Source organism: Pseudomonas syringae pv. coryli str. NCPPB 4273, from assembly GCF_000972175.1.
Taxonomy (GTDB): Bacteria; Pseudomonadota; Gammaproteobacteria; order Pseudomonadales; family Pseudomonadaceae; genus Aquipseudomonas; species Aquipseudomonas syringae.
This window is the reverse complement of record NZ_AWQP01000068.1, coordinates 1-16638: the sequence shown is the minus strand read 5'-3', so window position 1 is coordinate 16638 and position 16638 is coordinate 1. Positions and strand designations below refer to the sequence as shown.

Here is a 16638-nt window from a genome sequence, read left to right as displayed (position 1 = left end):
TTTTTTTTTAATGATACGGCGACCACCGAGATCTACACTCTTTCCCTACACGACGCTCTTCCGATCTCGAACAAGTTCGCTCCTACAAAACTAGGCAGTTCGTGACGCTCTGCGTCACAAAGAGGACGCAGAGCGTCGCACGATAGCTGATACACAAACAAAAACGCCCCGATCATCTCGGGGCGTTTTTCGTTACCGGGTAGCCTTACGCGGCGATCGACGTCTTGAGCTTGTTCATCGCGCTTTTTTCCAGCTGACGAATACGCTCGGCAGAGACGTTGTACTTCTGCGCCAAGTCGTGCAGCGTGGCTTTTTCTTCTGCCAGCCAGCGCTGGTAGAGGATGTCGCGGCTGCGTTCGTCCAGCACGTCCAGCGCCTGATGCAGATTGGCGGTGGAGTTGTCGGTCCAGTCGGAGTCTTCCAGTTGACGCGCCGGATCGTAGCGGTGGTCTTCCAGGTAGTTGGCCGGCGACTGGAACGCGCTGTCGTCATCCGCCTCGGCTGCCGGGTCGAACGCCATATCGTGGCCCGTCAGACGGCTTTCCATCTCACGCACTTCACGCGGCTCGACGCCCAGGCTTTCAGCGACGCGATGCACTTCATCGTTGTTCAGCCAGGCCAGACGCTTCTTCTGGCTACGCAGGTTGAAGAACAGCTTGCGCTGCGCCTTGGTCGTGGCGACCTTGACGATGCGCCAGTTGCGCAGGATGAACTCGTGAATTTCGGCCTTGATCCAGTGCACGGCAAAAGACACCAGACGCACGCCCATCTCAGGGTTGAAACGCTTCACGGCCTTCATCAGACCGACGTTACCTTCCTGGATCAGGTCGGCCTGAGCCAGACCGTAACCCGAATAACTGCGCGCGATGTGCACGACGAATCGCAGGTGGGCGAGGACCATTTGACGGGCCGCGTCCAGATCCTGCTCATAGTAGAGACTCTCAGCCAGTTCACGCTCCTGCTCGGGCGTCAGCAAGGGAATGCTGTTGACCGTGTGCACATAGGCCTCGAGGTTCGCACCCGGGACTAGAGCATAAGCAGGTTGCAAAGAAGTGGTCATACGAAAAAACCTCCAGCGCACAGGTTATGTGCAGTTCAGCATTAGCCAGATTGACCCGGAACCGCTAACCAAGTTCCTTGATTTTCAGAGGCCAGTCTGGTGAAACAATAATGTGGCTCTACCGGGGCGCCAGCTCACGAAGATGTCGGGCCACCGCAATCCAGGCACCGATATACCCTAACAGAACCGCTCCAAGCAAGAGGGAAAGACCATCACCCATCGGCACACCGGCCAGCGCAAAGTCACTTCCATAGAGACCTGCCAGTCCGACAACCGCGCCGTTCAGCCAGTTCAGGCCATAAGCCAGAACGCCCCAGGACAGGATGCCTGCCCCGAAGCCGTACAGCGCGCCCATATAAAGGAAAGGCCTGCGCACATAGCTGTCGGTACCGCCCACCAGCTTGATGACTTCGATTTCGATGCGTCGGTTTTCAATATGTAGACGAATTGTGTTACCAATTACTAACAGCAAAGCCGAGACCAGCAGAACCGTCAAGCCGAAGACGAAACGGTCACCCAGTTTGAGGATCGCGGCCAGCCTTTCAACCCAGACCAGGTCCAGTTGCGCCTGTTCTACTTTAGGCAATCCGGCCAGTCGCGTACGCAAGGCTTCCAGCGCAGGTTTGTCCACTTCGTCCGGCGTCACCAGCACCACGCCCGGAAGCGGGTTCTCCGGCAACTCCTTGAGCGCCTCGCCCAGCCCGGACTGTTGCTTGAACTCACCCAACGCCTGTTCGCTGCTGATGTATTCGGCATCTGCCACACCGGGCATGGCCTTGATTTCATCGCGCAGGCGGGTGCCATCAGCGGTGCTGGCATCCAGGTTCAGGTAGATCGAAATCTGCGCCGCGCGCTGCCACGAACCACCCAGACGCTCGACATTGCTCAGCAGCAACGACAAGCCCATCGGCAGGCTCAAGGCAATCGCCATCACCAGACAGGTAAAGAAGCTGCCAATCGGTTGCTTGCCCAGACGTCGCAGGCTGTCCAGCAGACTGGAGCGATGGCTTTCCAGCCAGGCGGACAGCAGCGCACTGAAATCAGGGCCGTCGTCATCGTGGTCGTGGCGCTGCTTTTTCTGTTTCGGCGGCACCGGATCGGCGGCTTTGGGCGCGACGCGCTCTGAAACCTTGGGGCTGCGTGTGGCACTCATACTCCGGCCTCCCCGTCACCGATCAGACGACCGCGCTGCAGGGTCAGCATGCGATGGCGCATGCGGGCGATCAATGCAAGGTCGTGACTGGCAATCAGCACGCTGGTCCCCAGTCGGTTGATATCTTCAAACACACCCATGATCTCCGCCGCCAGGCGTGGGTCGAGGTTACCGGTCGGTTCATCGGCAAGCAGCAGGGCCGGACGGTGAACAATGGCGCGGGCAATGCCGACACGCTGTTGCTGACCGGTAGAGAGGTCACCCGGGTAAAGCTCGGCCTTGTCGGACAACGCCACCCGATCAAGCGCCGAGTCGACCCGCTTGGCGATCTCGGGCTTGGACAGGCCGAGGATCTGCAAAGGCAACGCGATGTTGTTGAACACCGTGCGATCGAACAGCAACTGGTGATTCTGGAACACCACGCCGATCTGACGACGCAGAAACGGGATTTGTGCGTTGCTGATTTGCCCAAGGTCCTGACCGGCCAGCATCAGTTTGCCAGTGGTCGGACGCTCCATGGCCAGCAACAGGCGCAGCAGCGTGCTTTTGCCGGCACCGGAATGACCGGTGACGAACAAAAACTCGCCGCGACGTACTCGAAAGCTCAGTTCATGCAACCCGACATGTCCATTCGGGTAGCGCTTACCGACCTGCTCGAATCGAATCATGGACGCTCCCGCTCCGCAAACAGTGCCTGAACAAAGGGTTCGGCCTCGAAGGTACGCAGATCATCGATACCTTCACCGACGCCGATATAGCGAATCGGCAAGCCGAACTGCTTGGCCAGGGCGAAAATCACGCCGCCCTTGGCGGTGCCATCGAGCTTGGTCAGCGCCAGCCCGGTCAGCGTGACGGTCTGGTTGAATTGCTTGGCCTGATTGATAGCGTTCTGCCCGGTACCCGCATCGAGGACCAGCAGGACTTCATGAGGAGCGTCTGCGTCCAGCTTGCCGATCACGCGGCGAACCTTCTTCAACTCCTCCATCAGGTTGTCCTTGGTGTGCAGACGGCCAGCAGTGTCGGCGATCAGCACGTCGATGCCACGAGCCTTGGCGGCCTGCACGGCATCGAAGATGACAGAAGCCGAGTCGGCACCGGTGTGCTGGGCGATGACCGGTATGTGATTACGCTCACCCCAGACCTGCAATTGCTCGACGGCTGCAGCGCGGAACGTGTCACCCGCCGCCAGCATGACCTTCTTGCCTTCCAGTTGCAGCTTCTTGGCCAGCTTGCCGATGGTCGTGGTCTTGCCCGCGCCATTGACGCCGACCACCAGAATCACGAACGGCCGGTGTTCGGACTTGATCACCAGCGGTTGCTCGACAGGCTTGAGCATCGCGGCCAGCTCGCCCTGCAACGAGGTGTACAGTGCCTGTGCGTCGGTCAACTGCTTGCGCGCGACCTTCTGGGTCAGACTCTTGATGATCACCGAAGTGGCTTCAACGCCGACATCGGCGGTCAGCAGACGGGTTTCGATTTCTTCCAGCAGGTCGTCATCGATGGCCTTCTTGCCCAGAAACAGGCTGGCCATGCCCTCGCCGATACTGGCACTGGTCTTCGACAGGCCCTGCTTGAGGCGTGCAAAGAAGCCGACCTTGCCGGATTCCGGCTCAGGTGTCGGCGCAGGCGCCGGCACTGCAACCGCTTGCGCAGCGGGCTGAACAAGTTGCGGCACTGCCTGCGCGACGACTGCCTCTGGCTCTGGCTCTGGCTCTGCAACAGGCTGAACGAGGACCGGCTCAGGCGTCGCGAGCGGCACGATATCCGCCACGACGGGTTCAGGCTCCAGCGGTTCGGGCGCAACAGGGGCATGATTTTGTTCAGGGATGGCCGGCGTGACATGCGGCTCGCGCTCGTCACTCAAGGCTACCGGCTCTTCAGTCACCGGCAAGGTCAGCCAGGGCTGGGGCGAAGGCGCGCCGGGCTCGACATGGCGTTGCGATGCAGGCGCAGCTGCTTCGACAGTGACTTCAGGCACCGATTGCGAGGCAACATGAGGCTCAACCTGCGGCGTCGCGGCAACCGGATCGGCGATCGGGTCGGGTTGCGTCGGGGATGATTCTGCTGGCTTCGGCTCGGCTTGCTGCGGCTTCTTGCGCAGCCATCCGAACAGGCCTTTCTTCTCTCCAGCCTCGGCTGGGGTCTTCTTGTCGTCGTTGGAACCAAACATGGATGACGGCTATCTCAAGGTTGCGGGGCGCCAGAGGGCGACCCGGAAAAATTCTGACATGCAAAACAGACTGCGTTTAGGACTTCTTGTTCACTCAACGGCCGCTTGTGCAGCTACCTTTACCTGCGTTTCAGACAGGTTTCACTCGCATTCGGCCAGTGAAGGCTGTCTCTGAAGCAAACGGATCAGTATCCTAACACCCCCGCGCCCGCCGACGCTAAGTTCACGCGGGCCGTCCTACAGGTTCAAACTACGAATGAATGCTTTAGCCCGCCGCGCCGCAGGCCTGCTGCTCAGCACAATTTGTCTGCCTTTGACAGCATTGGCTGCTGATCCGCAACCGACTCACGAATTCACCCTCGACAATGGCCTGAAGGTCGTTGTCCGCGAAGACCACCGCGCCCCGGTAGTGGTGTCGCAGATCTGGTACAAGGTCGGCTCCAGCTACGAAACGCCGGGCCAGACCGGTCTGTCCCACGCACTTGAACACATGATGTTCAAAGGCAGCAGCAAAACCGGACCGGGCGAGTCCTCGCTGATTCTGCGCGATCTGGGCGCTGAAGAGAATGCGTTCACCAGCGACGACTACACCGCCTATTACCAGGTGCTGGCGCGTGACCGTCTGAGCGTCGCGCTGGAACTGGAAGCCGATCGCATGGCAACCCTGAAATTGCCCGCCGACGAGTTCAGCCGCGAGATCGAGGTCATCAAGGAAGAGCGTCGCCTGCGTACCGATGACCAACCAATGGGCAAGGCGTTCGAGCGCTTCAAGGCGATGGCCTACCCTGCCAGCGGCTACCACACGCCGACCATCGGCTGGATGGCCGACCTGGAGCGCATGAAAGTCGAAGAACTGCGCCACTGGTACGAATCCTGGTATGCGCCGAACAACGCCACGCTGGTGGTGGTCGGTGATGTGCAGCCGGACGACGTCAAAGCCCTGGCAGAACGCTTCTTCGGATCGATCCCGCGCCGCGCTGTACCGCCTTCGAAAAAACCACTGGAACTGGCCGAGCCGGGCGAGCGCAAGATCACCCTGCACGTCAAAACCCAGTTGCCGAGCCTGATTTACGGTTTCAATGTACCGAGTGTCGCAACCGCTGAAGATCCCCGCTCGGCGAACGCCCTGCGTCTGATCGCAGCGCTGCTGGACGGTGGCTACAGCGCACGCATTTCCTCACGCCTGGAACGTGGCGAAGAGCTGGTTTCCGGCGCCTCGTCGCGTTACGACGCGTTCGCTCGCGGCGACAGCCTGTTCATGATCAGCGCCACACCCAACCTGCAGAAGAAGAAAACCCTGGCCGATGTGGAAGCCGGGATCTGGCGCCTGCTCGACGAGCTGAAAACCAAGGCACCGTCCGCCGAGGAGCTGGAGCGTGTCCGGGCTCAGGTCATTGCCGGTGTGGTCTACGAGCGCGACTCGATCACCAGCCAGGCGACCATGATCGGAGAGCTGGAAACCGTCGGTCTGTCCTGGAAGCTGATGGACAATGAACTGGAGGCGCTGCAAAGCGTGACCCCGCAAGACATCCAGAAAGCTGCCAACACCTATTTCACCCGTGAGCGCCTCAGCGTTGCGCACGTTCTGCCTGAGGAGAAAGCCAAATGATCACGCGCAATGCTCCACGTCATGCGCTGCTTGGCCTGATCCTGGCCGGTTCGCTCGGTGCCGTTGTCGCACTGCCAGCCCTGGCCGACGACGCCCCTGCCGAGCAGGGTCAGGCCGCTCCCGCGCTGGGCAGCAACCTGCAGACCCTCAAGGAACTGGACGGCAAGGCTCCGGCCCGCCGCGCCCTGAATATCCAGACCTGGAATACCGCCGAGGGCGCCCGCGTGCTGTTCGTGGAATCCCGCGAATTGCCGATGTTCGACATGCGCCTGACGTTCGCTGCGGGCAGCAGCCAGGACCAGAAATCGCCCGGCATTGCCCTGCTGACCAACGCCATGCTCAACGAGGGCATCAAAGGCAAGGACGTCAACGCGATCGCCCAGGGCTTCGAAGGCCTGGGCGCCGACTTCAGCAACGGATCCTACCGCGACATGGCGGTGGCCTCGTTGCGCAGCCTGAGTGCTGCGGACAAGCGCGATCCGGCCCTGAAGCTGTTCAGTGAAGTGGTGGGCAAGCCTACCTTCCCTGCCGATTCTCTGGCCCGCATCAAGAACCAGTTGATCGCCAGCTTCGAGACTCAGAAACAGAACCCAGGCGCTATCGCCAGCAAGGAACTGTTCAATCGTCTGTACGGCGATCACCCCTACGCTCACCCGAGCGAAGGCGACGCCAAGAGCGTCAACGCCATCACCCTGGCTCAGCTCAAGGCATTCCACGCCAAGGGCTATGCGGCGGGCAATGCGGTGATTGCTCTGGTCGGTGATCTGTCGCGAGACGAAGCGCAGGCCATCGCGGCACAGGTCTCGGCCTCGTTGCCCAAAGGTCCGGCGCTGGCAAAAGTCGCTGACCCGGTCGAGCCAAAGGCAGGCACCACGCACATCGAATTTGCCTCCAACCAGACGCACCTGATGCTCGCGCAGCTGGGTGTCGACCGCAACGATCCGGACTACGCGGCGCTGACCGTGGGTAACTCGGTCTTGGGCGGTGGCGGCTTCGGCAGCCGGCTGATGACCGAAGTGCGGGAAAAACGCGGCCTGACCTACGGCGTGTCTTCCGGCTTTACCGCCATGCAGGTGGCGGGGCCATTCATGATCGGCCTGCAGACGCGCGCGGAAATGAGCGAAAATACCCTCAAGCTGGTGCAGGACATCATTCGAGACTTCCTCGCCAATGGTCCGACCCAGAAAGAAGTCGACGATGTTAAGCGCGAACTGACCGGTAGCTTCCCGCTGACCGCAGCCAGCAATTCGGCCATCGTGGGGCAGTTGGGCGCCATCGGCTTCTACAACCTGCCGTTGACCTACCTCGAGGACTACATGGCCGCCGCCCAGAACGTGACCGTCGAACAGGTGAAAGCGGCAATGAGCAAGCACCTGAGCGCCGACAAGATGGTCATCGTCACCGTGGGCCCGACCGTTGAGCAAAAACCATTGCCGGCGCCGACCGACAAACCCGTCCGCCAACCTGCAGGGGTCCCGGAACACTGATGGCCAATCCACGTCCGAAGGGCCACAACGGCCTGGGTCAGCTTCGTATCATCGGCGGAGAGTGGGGCAGCCGCCGCCTGACCTTCCCCGACGCCCCAGGCTTGCGCCCGACACCTGATCGCGTGCGCGAAACCCTGTTCAACTGGCTGGCCCCCTACATCGCCGGTGCCAGGGTGCTGGACGTTTTCACGGGCAGCGGCGCGCTGTATTTCGAAGCCTTGTCGCGTGGTGCCAGCATGGGCCTGGCCCTGGACAGCAACGCGGCAGCCATCGCCAGCCTGCGCCAGAACCTCAATGCACTGAACTGCACCAGCGGCCAGGTCTCCCAGACCGACGCCCTGCGCCATCTGGAAACCGCCACAGCGTCGCCCTTCGACGTCGTGTTCCTCGACCCGCCCTTCCATCAGGGCCTGCTGGCATCAGCCTGCAACCTGCTGGAAAGCCACGGCTGGCTGGCCGACACCGCCTGGATCTACACCGAAAGCGAAACACCGCCATCGACCACCGGCTTGCCGGGCAGCTGGCGACTGCACCGCGAGAAAAAGGCCGGGCAGGTGTATTACGCCTTGTGGCAGCGGGGCCAGGGCTGACAGCTCACGTACCAATGCTCCGCGTTTGGCATGCAGCTCTGAACGTTCCGCGTCCTGTTGACGACGCATAGCGTCATGAAAGGCATTCCCACCCTGGAGCAACTACAACTATCGTGCGACGCTCCGCGTCGCATGCAGTTCTGGACGCTCCGCGTCCTCTTGACGACGCAGAGCGTCGTGAAAGGCATTCCCACGCTGGAGCGTGCGGAACGAGACTCTTGTAACTATCGTGCCGATGCTCTGCGTCGGCATGCAGTTCTGGACGCTCTGCGTCCTCGTGGTCATGCAGAGTGTCATGAATACATTCAGGCGCTTCCCCCTTACATCCCGGACTGCTTAGTGGCAACGTATAGCCAGTCACCCCTGAACTGATCGTTGAGCAAGCACGTGCCCACACGCCCTACCTTTCTGTCCCATGCCAATCCATTCGTCCCGGCCGTCGGCATGGGCAATCCGCATTTGCAGACGCTTTGGGGGCCGCTGCTGCGCAAGCCGACGTTGCTGGCGCGGACGCGCGAGCGGTTGTGGTTGCAGGACGGGGACTTTCTGGACATGGACTGGCATGGTCCGGATGAGCCCGACAAACCCTTGGTGCTGGTATTGCACGGCCTGACCGGATCGTCCAACTCGCCCTATGTTGCCGGCCTGCAAAAGGCCATGGCAGCGCTGGGCTGGCCGAGTGTGGCGTTGAACTGGCGCGGTTGCTCGGGAGAACCCAACCTGCTGTCGCGCAGTTATCATTCAGGGGCGAGCGAGGATCTGGCCGAGGTGATCGCCCATTTGCGTTCGCTGCGGCCATTGGCTCCGATTTATGCCGTGGGGTATTCGCTGGGTGGCAATGTGCTGCTCAAGTATCTGGGTGAATCCGGCGCCAACAGTGATCTACGGGGCGCCGTGGCGGTGTCCGTGCCGTTTCGTCTGGACGAATGCGCCAACCGTATCGGCCAAGGCTTCTCGCGGGTTTATCAGCGCCATTTCATGCGCGAAATGCTGGCCTATATCCGTGACAAGCAGCATCGGTTCCAGCATGAAGGCATCAGCGAGGGGCTGGCCGAACTCGCCGCGCTGGGCTCACTGGAGAACATGCGCACCTTCTGGGACTTCGATGGCCGGGTGACTGCGCCGCTGCACGGTTTTACCGATGCCACGGATTATTACCGCAGGGCGTCCAGCCGCTACTACCTGGGCCAGATCCAGACGCCGACGCTGATCATCCAGTCCAGCGACGACCCGTTCGTGTTCCCTCACAGCCTGCCCGAGCCCAGCGAGCTGTCGTCCTGCACCGAATTCGAACTGCACACCAAGGGCGGACATGTCGGCTTCGTCGAAGGCTCGCTTCGCACTCCGCGCTACTACCTAGAACGTCGCATCCCGCTGTGGCTATGCGCCGCCCAGGATCGCGATGGCTCGCCCACGAGTGGATAACGAATCAATCGGCGCCCGTGGCGATTGCACGCTCAGGATCGGTGATCCACTCACTCCACGAACCCGCATACAGAGTTGCCAGCGGATAGCCGGCCAGACTCAGGGCGAACAGGTTGTGGCAGGCGGTGACACCTGAACCGCAATAGGACACCAGGCTCTCCGGCGGGCGGCCCTGCAGCTTTTCAGCGAAACGCTGTCTGACCTGCTCGGGCGGCAAAAAGCGTCCATCCGCGCCAAGGTTGTCAGTGCAGGCCGCACACTGCGCACCGGGAATATGCCCGGCCACCGGATCCAGAGGTTCTACGTCGCCTCGAAAGCGGGCTTCGGCGCGCGCGTCGATCAAGGTCATTTCCGGGCGTCCCAGTCGACCCTGCAAGCGACTGCCGCTGAGCACCAGGGACATGTCCGGCTCACCGATGAAATGACCGGGTTCACGGTTCGGCGCATCAAGGCTCAACGGCAGCCCCGCGGCGTGCCAGGCCTTCAGCCCGCCATCGAGCAGGTAGACGCCTTCACGCTTGCCCATCCAGGCCAGCAACCACCAGGCCCGTGCGGCATACATTCCCGGCCCATCGTCATACAGCACCACATCGCTGTCAGCGTTGATGCCCCATGCCTGAAAGCATTGCAGCAAAGCGGCGGGTTCGGGCAGTGGATGACGTCCGGTCTTGCCCTTGATCACAGGCCCGCTGAGGTCGCGCTTCAGATCGGCAAAAGACGCGCCCTCGATACGCCCCTGGGCGTAACTGCGTTGACCGTAGTCGGAATCTTCGAGCGCATAACGGCAGTCGAGAATCACCAGGCCTGGAGTTTTCTGGCGTTCAGCCAGTTGCTCAGGGTTGATCAGTTGCGCAATGGACATGACACACTCCTGTGGCAGAAAACCGACAAGCTGGCTGCTCGTCGGTCCCGGAATTCACATCAGAACCTCTGGCAGCGATGCGTGAAACGTTTCGCACAGTGCATCGAACGCTTCGCGAGCCTGAGGCGCGACAAAAACAGATTCGAGCATAAGTACCTGATAGACGCCACGTCGAATAGCCGACTGGTTGATCTCCGTGGAGTTTTCCCGGTTGGTGCACAGAAAGCGCACCCACGACGTCAGGATGATCCAGGTGTTGAGACTGGTCCATTCGATCTGCGACTCATCCATCTTCAGGATGCCTGCCTTGATGAATCCCCGGTAGATGGTCATCGCCTGCATCAGGCAGCGGTACGAAAAACGCCGATAACACCGCGCCAGTTCCTCATCCGACGTCAGCAGGTGCTCAAGGTCTCGGTGCAGAAAACGGTAGCGCCACATGGCGTCGATGATCGCCAGGAAATAATCGCGCTTGTCCTCGATGGTCGGCGTACGGTCGGCTGGCAGAGTCAGGAAACTGCCGATCAGCACCTCGTACTCGGAGAACAGTTCGGCGATGATCGCCTGCTTGTTGGCGAAGTGGTAATAGAGATTGCCGGGCGAGATTTCCATGTGCGCAGCGATGTGATTGGTGGTCACACTACGCTCGCCCTGCTGATTGAACAGTTCCAGACTGGTTTGCACGATTCGTTCACGGGTTTTGGTACGCGGTGCCATGCTGGGCCAGACCACTCTATGCTGATCAGATGATGGCAATCTTAGCGCAGGCTGATGCTGCAATGGTGGCAGAATCGTTGCGGTAAGAGTGTCAGGTTGACGCAGGCATATACACCTGGGGCACGACCTGGACGGATCGAAAATCGGGATGACGTGCCGCCCGTCAACAAGCGTCCGTCCTACAAACTTTTTCATCCGCCGACCAGTCGCTGTTACTGCGCCAAATAGCCCCAAAATCAGGGATTTCATTAGAAACATGGCCGATAATCGGCGCAATACGACGTTTGACACCCGCTACGCAGCTTGGCCCATCGGGAAGGCTGCGATACCATCCGAGTCCCACAACGGACTCCGACCAGGACGACGCGATGAACCGAGTGTTGTACCCAGGCACCTTCGACCCGATTACCAAGGGCCATGGAGATTTGGTCGAGCGCGCCTCGCACCTGTTCGACCAAGTGGTCATTGCGGTTGCCGCCAGCCCGAAGAAGAACCCGCTGTTCCCTCTGGAGCAACGCGTCGAGCTGGCCCGCGAAGTCACCAAGCACTTGCCCAATGTGGAAGTGGTCGGTTTTTCGACCCTGCTGGCGCATTTTGCCAAGGAACAGAATGCCAATGTCTTTCTGCGCGGACTTCGTGCCGTGTCGGATTTCGAATACGAGTTTCAGTTGGCCAACATGAATCGTCAGCTGGCACCGGACGTCGAAAGCCTGTTCCTCACGCCCTCGGAGCGCTACTCGTTCATTTCCTCGACGTTAGTGCGTGAAATCGCCGCGTTGGGCGGTGATATCACCAAGTTCGTACATCCTGCAGTTGCCCAGGCGCTGACCGAGCGCTTCAAGCGCTAGACTCGCTGCATGTGAAGGTGCATCCCGAAGCCTAATGCGGCACAATTCGCCGCATTGGTTTTAATGTGCCCCGGCGTCGGCCGCGGCAGGAGCAATTCATGTCCCTTATCATCACTGACGATTGCATCAACTGCGACGTCTGCGAACCCGAGTGCCCAAACGAGGCGATTTCACAAGGTGAGGAGATCTACGTGATCAACCCGAACCTGTGCACCGAATGCGTCGGTCACTACGACGAGCCTCAATGCCAGCAGGTTTGCCCGGTCGACTGCATCCCTCTGGATGAGAATCACGTCGAGAGCAAAGAGCAGTTGATGGACAAGTACCGGATCATCACCAGCAAGGCCTGATAACGGCCTTCACTGCTGCTTGCCGTAGCCGTCGCCCGTGCAACCCAGACAACGCACGAAGGCTGCCTTGCCCGGATCCACCACCAGCGCCTTGCCTGTTGCCCCGAGGTTGCCGCCTGCCGCCGCAAAAGGCGCAGCGATCACGAACAGTCCCGTGCCGATAACGGTGGCCGCGATCAGCAAGGGTCGGGCAATCAGCAAATCACCGATCATGGCAAACGCCGGCGGGTTCTGGATGGTGTAGACCGGATCGCCGCTGCCTGTGGTGACATCGGCGGCAACCGCCGGCAGCGCCTGCAGGCCGATGAACAACGCCAGCGCGGCTGCGAGAATACGAAACGGGCTCATGGCTTGATCCTTCAGGCGTCGCAAATAATTAAGGTGCCATCACTATAAACAGGGCTGTGGGTTAAGCAAATGGCCCAGAGCCCCTGTCATGCGTATTTCAGCGCTGGCATTTCGGGCAATACACGCTGGCGCGCTGGCCGAGTTTGACCTCACGCAGCGTCGTGCCGCACACCTTGCATGGCTGACCGCCACGCCCATACGCAAACAATTCCTGCTGAAAATACCCAGGCTTGCCGTCACCGCCGATGAAGTCACGCAGGGTGGTGCCGCCACGCTCTATGGCGTAGGCCAGAATACGTTTGATCTCGATGGCCAGCTTCAGGTAACGCGCCCGGGACACACTCCCCGCTTCGCGGCGCGGGTCGATGCCGGCGGCGAACAGCGCTTCGGTCGCATAGATATTGCCCACCCCGACCACAACGGCGTTGTCCATGACGAACGGCTTGACCGCGATCGACTTGCCACGCGAGCGCTCGTAAAGACGCTCGCCATCGAAAAGATCGGTCAGCGGCTCCGGCCCCAGGCGGATCAACAGTTCGTGGTTGTGCGGATCGAGACTCCAGAGCATCGCGCCGAAGCGACGCGGGTCGGTGTAACGCAAGGCCAGCCCGGACTCCAGTTCGATATCGACGTGCTCGTGCTTGAGCGCCGGAAGCCCGGCTTCGACCAGACGCAGATTGCCGGACATGCCCAAGTGGCTGATCAGGGTGCCCACCTCGGCCTGGATCAGCAGGTACTTGGCGCGCCGATCAACCTGCACGATACGCTGGCCGGACAGGCGAACGTCCAGATCTTCGGGAATGGGCCAGCGCAAGCGGCTGTCGCGCACGATCACGCGGCTGACGCGCTGACCTTCAAGATGCGGCGCAATGCCGCGACGGGTGGTTTCGACTTCAGGTAATTCAGGCATGGACAACTCGGTCGTGCAGAAAGGACAGGCCGGGGCGACGCCGGATCAGCGCGCGCCCAGCTCGCGGATGCTTTCCCTCAGGTATTCAAAGTCATATTCGGACAGGCCCACGTAGTCCAGCACCAGCGCACCGATGCACTCCCACTCATGATCCTCGTGCTGATTGCCCAGTACCCGATAGGACTGGCAGATATGCTCGGCCATTTTCAGCGGGGCCAGGAGGTTCTTGAGCGTGGCATTACGACTGGTATCGTCCTGAAAAATCGCCAATGCGTTGTGATGATTGGCGATCGCGTCGGTAATGTGTGCAGGCAAACGCCAGGATTTGGCCGTGTAATAGCCGACGACCGAATGGTTGGTGTCGAAGGCGCTGTTTTCAGTATCGACGATGCGGCAATCAGGGCCCGCATTGGCGTAGGCCTCTTCCAGCACCGGCATGTAGTTGGGGAAACGCTTGAGCATCAACGGAATGCCGCAGTCGTGAAACAGGCCCAGGGCGTAGGACTCGTCCGCCGTCTGCGAGCCGATACGCTTGGCCAGGGTCAGACTGGTCATCGCGACATCCTGCGCCGTATCCCAGAAACGGTTGAGCGCAACGATGGTTTCATCGGTCATCTCGCCCCGAATCGACTGCGCGTTGATCAGGTTGATCACCGTCCGACTGCCCAGCAGATTCACCGCCTTGTCGATGGAGGCAATCTTGTTGGACAGGCCGTAGTGGGCGGAGTTGACGATCTTCAACAGCGCCCCGGACAACCCGGGATCCTGCGCGATCAATCGCGCGATCGCCCCCAGGTCCGGGTCGGGCATGTATTGCTCCATCTGCAGGTCCACCATGATTTGCGGCTGCGGAGGGACACTGATGCCCTGCAACGCTTGCTGGATCTGTTCTGGGCTTAGCTCTTCGGACATAGGAATTTACTCACGGTGATGACTGGATTCTGACCCCTTGCGGAGAAACGGTCCATCATCCAAGACGAAGATATTCTCGGAACTTTGCCTGGTACGAAGCTTCGGACTTTGTGTTACGAGCGTGAACGGCGGCCTCAAAACGGCCGGCCAGGCGCTACCCCTGAAGCCCGACACTGGAGGATCCCATGTCTAAAGCATTGACTGGCAAACGCATAGCAATTCTTGTAACCGACGGTTTCGAACAGGTTGAACTGACCGGTCCGAAAGAAGCGTTGGAGCAAGCAGGCGCCACCGTGGAAATCCTTTCCGCTGAAGAGGGCAAGGTCAAAGGCTGGAATCACGACAAACCTGCCGATGACTTCAAGATCGACGGCACGTTCAAGGCTGCCAACGCCAGTGACTATCATGGCGTGGTACTGCCGGGCGGTGTGCAGAACTCCGACACCATCCGCATAGACAGCGACGCGCAAAAGATCGTCAAGGACATCGAGGCCGCGGGCAAGCCAGTGGCGGTTATCTGCCATGGCAGCTGGCTGTTGATCTCGGCCGGCCTGGTAAAAGGCAAAACCCTGACCAGCTTCAAGACGCTGAAAGATGACCTGGTCAACGCGGGCGCAAAATGGGTCGATCAGGAAGTCGTCACCGACGGCAAGCTGATCAGCAGCCGCCAGCCCGACGACATCCCCGCCTTCAACAGCAAACTGATCGAAGCACTGTCTGCCTGACAGATTCCGTCAGTTAATTGCAGTCATCCCGGCCCAGCGCCGGGATGACGCGCTATAATCCCGCTCTTTTTTCAGGAGCGACGTCATGTCCCTGCCTAGCTTGCGCCTCAAAGCCAACGCCGACCGCCGCCTGCGCGCCGGTCATCTGTGGGTCTACAGCAACGAGATCGATGTAGCCGCCACCCCACTGCATGGTTTTGCAGCCGGTGATCAGGCCATCCTCGAAGCTGCGGGCGGCAAGCCGCTGGGCATCGTCGCCATGAGCCCCAACAACCTGATCTGCGCACGCCTGCTGTCCCGCGACATCAAGCTGCCGCTCGACAAGTCTCTGCTCGTCCATCGCCTCAACGTTGCGCTGTCGCTGCGTGAACGTCTGTTCGACAAGCCCTTCTACCGCCTGGTCTACGGTGACTCCGACCTGCTGCCGGGTCTGGTGGTCGATCGTTTCGGTGACATTCTGGTCGTTCAACTGGCCTCGGCCACGATGGAAAACCACAAGGAAGACATCATCGCGGCGCTGGTTCAGGTCATCAAGCCAAGCGGCATCCTGTTCAAGAACGATTCGGCGGCTCGCGATGCGGAAGGCCTGAATCGTTACGTCGAAACCGTTTTCGGTCTGGTGCCGGAATGGGTTGCGCTGGAAGAGAACGGCGTGAAGTTCGAAGCACCGGTCATGGCCGGGCAAAAAACCGGCTGGTTCTATGACCACCGCATGAACCGCGCGCGCATCGCCCCTTACGTCAAAGGCAAGCGTGTGCTGGACCTGTATAGCTATATCGGCGGCTGGGGCATTCAGGCAGCGGCTTTCGGTGCCAGCGATGTCACCTGCGTCGACGCGTCGTCCTTCGCCCTCGATGGCGTGGAGCGCAACGCAGCCCTGAACGGTTTTGCAGAAAAGATGACCTGCATCGAAGGTGATGTCTTCGAAGCGCTCAAGGAACTGAAAGCCGCAGAAGAGCGTTTCGACGTAATCGTCGCCGACCCGCCTGCATTCATCAAACGCAAGAAAGACATGAAAAACGGTGAAGGCGCCTACCGCCGCCTGAACGAGCAAGCCATGCGCCTGCTCAGCAAGGACGGCATTCTGGTCAGCGCGTCGTGCTCGATGCACCTGCCGGAAGACGACCTGCAGAACATCCTCCTGACCAGCGCCCGCCATCTGGACCGCAACATCCAGCTGCTGGAACGCGGCGGCCAGGGCCCGGACCATCCGGTGCACCCGGCCATTGCCGAGACGCGCTACATCAAGAGCATCACCTGCCGGCTGCTGCCCAACAGCTGACACCGAAGCGCCCGGCGTCGTCGCGCCTACAAGCGCTCGCTGTTCCTGACTATGACTATCGTGCCAATGCGCTGCATTGGCATGCCGTTCCGGACGCTCAGCGCCGCGCGGCAGCGCAAAGTCATGCGTTGCCTTTAGTCACTGGTCATAAAAACGCTCTTTTATCACAGTGGCACTGACGACGCAGAGT

The 16638-nt window shown here is 60.5% G+C and carries 17 protein-coding genes; 8 read left to right on the top strand and 9 right to left on the bottom strand.

Features of this window, described 5'->3' with window-relative positions; genetic code table 11:
• Nucleotides 1-205: 205 nt before the first annotated feature.
• From rpoH to ftsY, 4 genes are all read right to left on the bottom strand, one after another.
• Nucleotides 206-1060 (bottom strand): RNA polymerase sigma factor RpoH, encoded by an 855-nt coding sequence (rpoH, locus tag P406_RS23655; RefSeq protein ID WP_002555629.1) that lies wholly within the window; start codon nucleotides 1058-1060, stop codon nucleotides 206-208.
• Between the two features lie 118 nt (nucleotides 1061-1178).
• Nucleotides 1179-2213 (bottom strand): permease-like cell division protein FtsX, encoded by a 1035-nt coding sequence (gene ftsX, locus P406_RS23650; protein WP_003411926.1) that lies wholly within the window; start codon nucleotides 2211-2213, stop codon nucleotides 1179-1181.
• Nucleotides 2210-2881 (bottom strand): cell division ATP-binding protein FtsE, encoded by a 672-nt coding sequence (gene ftsE / locus P406_RS23645; protein ID WP_003411930.1) that lies wholly within the window; start codon nucleotides 2879-2881, stop codon nucleotides 2210-2212. Before ftsE ends, ftsX begins: the two co-directional genes overlap by 4 nt.
• On the bottom strand, nucleotides 2878-4383 hold the full coding sequence (gene ftsY / locus P406_RS23640) for a signal recognition particle-docking protein FtsY (RefSeq protein ID WP_046237528.1): 1506 nt from the start codon (nucleotides 4381-4383) through the stop codon (nucleotides 2878-2880). Before ftsY ends, ftsE begins: the two co-directional genes overlap by 4 nt.
• 256 nt (nucleotides 4384-4639) lie before the next feature.
• Here ftsY and P406_RS23635 point away from each other — a divergent pair, with 256 nt between their 5' ends.
• The 4 genes from P406_RS23635 to P406_RS23620 all read left to right on the top strand — a co-directional run bounded on the left by P406_RS23635 (nucleotide 4640) and on the right by P406_RS23620 (nucleotide 9494).
• Complete coding sequence (locus P406_RS23635) at nucleotides 4640-5992, top strand: M16 family metallopeptidase (RefSeq protein WP_046237527.1); 1353 nt, start codon at nucleotides 4640-4642, stop codon at nucleotides 5990-5992.
• A complete protein-coding gene (locus P406_RS23630; protein ID WP_046237526.1) occupies nucleotides 5989-7479 on the top strand; it encodes a M16 family metallopeptidase in 1491 nt (496 codons plus the stop codon). Before P406_RS23635 ends, P406_RS23630 begins: the two co-directional genes overlap by 4 nt.
• Entirely contained in the window at nucleotides 7479-8069 is a 591-nt protein-coding gene (gene rsmD / locus P406_RS23625; RefSeq protein ID WP_003316320.1) for a 16S rRNA (guanine(966)-N(2))-methyltransferase RsmD, read from the top strand. Before P406_RS23630 ends, rsmD begins: the two co-directional genes overlap by 1 nt.
• A 387-nt stretch (nucleotides 8070-8456) precedes the next feature.
• Nucleotides 8457-9494, top strand: a complete 1038-nt coding sequence (locus tag P406_RS23620) for a hydrolase (RefSeq protein ID WP_046237529.1) — start codon at nucleotides 8457-8459, stop codon at nucleotides 9492-9494.
• Nucleotides 9495-9498: 4 nt separating this feature from the next.
• On the opposite strand, the gene P406_RS23615 is transcribed toward P406_RS23620, so the two are convergent.
• Nucleotides 9499-10356, bottom strand: coding sequence for a sulfurtransferase (locus P406_RS23615; RefSeq protein WP_046237525.1), 858 nt, complete (start codon nucleotides 10354-10356; stop codon nucleotides 9499-9501).
• A gap of 54 nt (nucleotides 10357-10410) precedes the next feature.
• Nucleotides 10411-11073 (bottom strand): TetR/AcrR family transcriptional regulator, encoded by a 663-nt coding sequence (locus tag P406_RS23610; protein WP_046237524.1) that lies wholly within the window; start codon nucleotides 11071-11073, stop codon nucleotides 10411-10413.
• 368 nt (nucleotides 11074-11441) lie between these two features.
• On the opposite strand from P406_RS23610, the gene coaD reads away from it, so the two are divergent.
• Together coaD and P406_RS23600 are read left to right on the top strand one after the other, a co-directional pair.
• Complete coding sequence (coaD, locus tag P406_RS23605) at nucleotides 11442-11921, top strand: pantetheine-phosphate adenylyltransferase (RefSeq protein WP_046237523.1); 480 nt, start codon at nucleotides 11442-11444, stop codon at nucleotides 11919-11921.
• A gap of 98 nt (nucleotides 11922-12019) precedes the next feature.
• Nucleotides 12020-12271: a YfhL family 4Fe-4S dicluster ferredoxin gene (locus P406_RS23600; RefSeq protein WP_003316325.1), complete on the top strand. Its 252-nt coding sequence runs from the start codon at nucleotides 12020-12022 to the stop codon at nucleotides 12269-12271.
• A 9-nt stretch (nucleotides 12272-12280) separates the two neighbouring features.
• On the opposite strand, the gene P406_RS23595 is transcribed toward P406_RS23600, so the two are convergent.
• The 3 genes from P406_RS23595 to P406_RS23585 all read right to left on the bottom strand — a co-directional run bounded on the left by P406_RS23595 (nucleotide 12281) and on the right by P406_RS23585 (nucleotide 14441).
• Nucleotides 12281-12619 carry a hypothetical protein gene (locus tag P406_RS23595; protein WP_003372544.1) on the bottom strand — a complete coding sequence of 113 codons (339 nt, stop codon included), beginning with the start codon at nucleotides 12617-12619 and terminating at the stop codon, nucleotides 12281-12283.
• Between the two features lie 97 nt (nucleotides 12620-12716).
• Nucleotides 12717-13529: a bifunctional DNA-formamidopyrimidine glycosylase/DNA-(apurinic or apyrimidinic site) lyase gene (gene mutM, locus P406_RS23590; protein WP_003372546.1), complete on the bottom strand. Its 813-nt coding sequence runs from the start codon at nucleotides 13527-13529 to the stop codon at nucleotides 12717-12719.
• Between the two features lie 45 nt (nucleotides 13530-13574).
• Nucleotides 13575-14441: an HDOD domain-containing protein gene (locus P406_RS23585; protein ID WP_003411948.1), complete on the bottom strand. Its 867-nt coding sequence runs from the start codon at nucleotides 14439-14441 to the stop codon at nucleotides 13575-13577.
• Between the two features lie 185 nt (nucleotides 14442-14626).
• Between P406_RS23585 and P406_RS23580 the strand changes: the two genes are divergently transcribed.
• Together P406_RS23580 and P406_RS23575 are read left to right on the top strand one after the other, a co-directional pair.
• Entirely contained in the window at nucleotides 14627-15166 is a 540-nt protein-coding gene (locus tag P406_RS23580) for a type 1 glutamine amidotransferase domain-containing protein (protein ID WP_003372548.1), read from the top strand.
• A gap of 85 nt (nucleotides 15167-15251) precedes the next feature.
• The gene (locus P406_RS23575) at nucleotides 15252-16448 is read left to right on the top strand and encodes a class I SAM-dependent rRNA methyltransferase (protein WP_003393654.1); all 1197 of its coding nucleotides are present in this window, start codon (nucleotides 15252-15254) and stop codon (nucleotides 16446-16448) included.
• The last annotated feature ends 190 nt before the right edge of the window (nucleotides 16449-16638 follow it).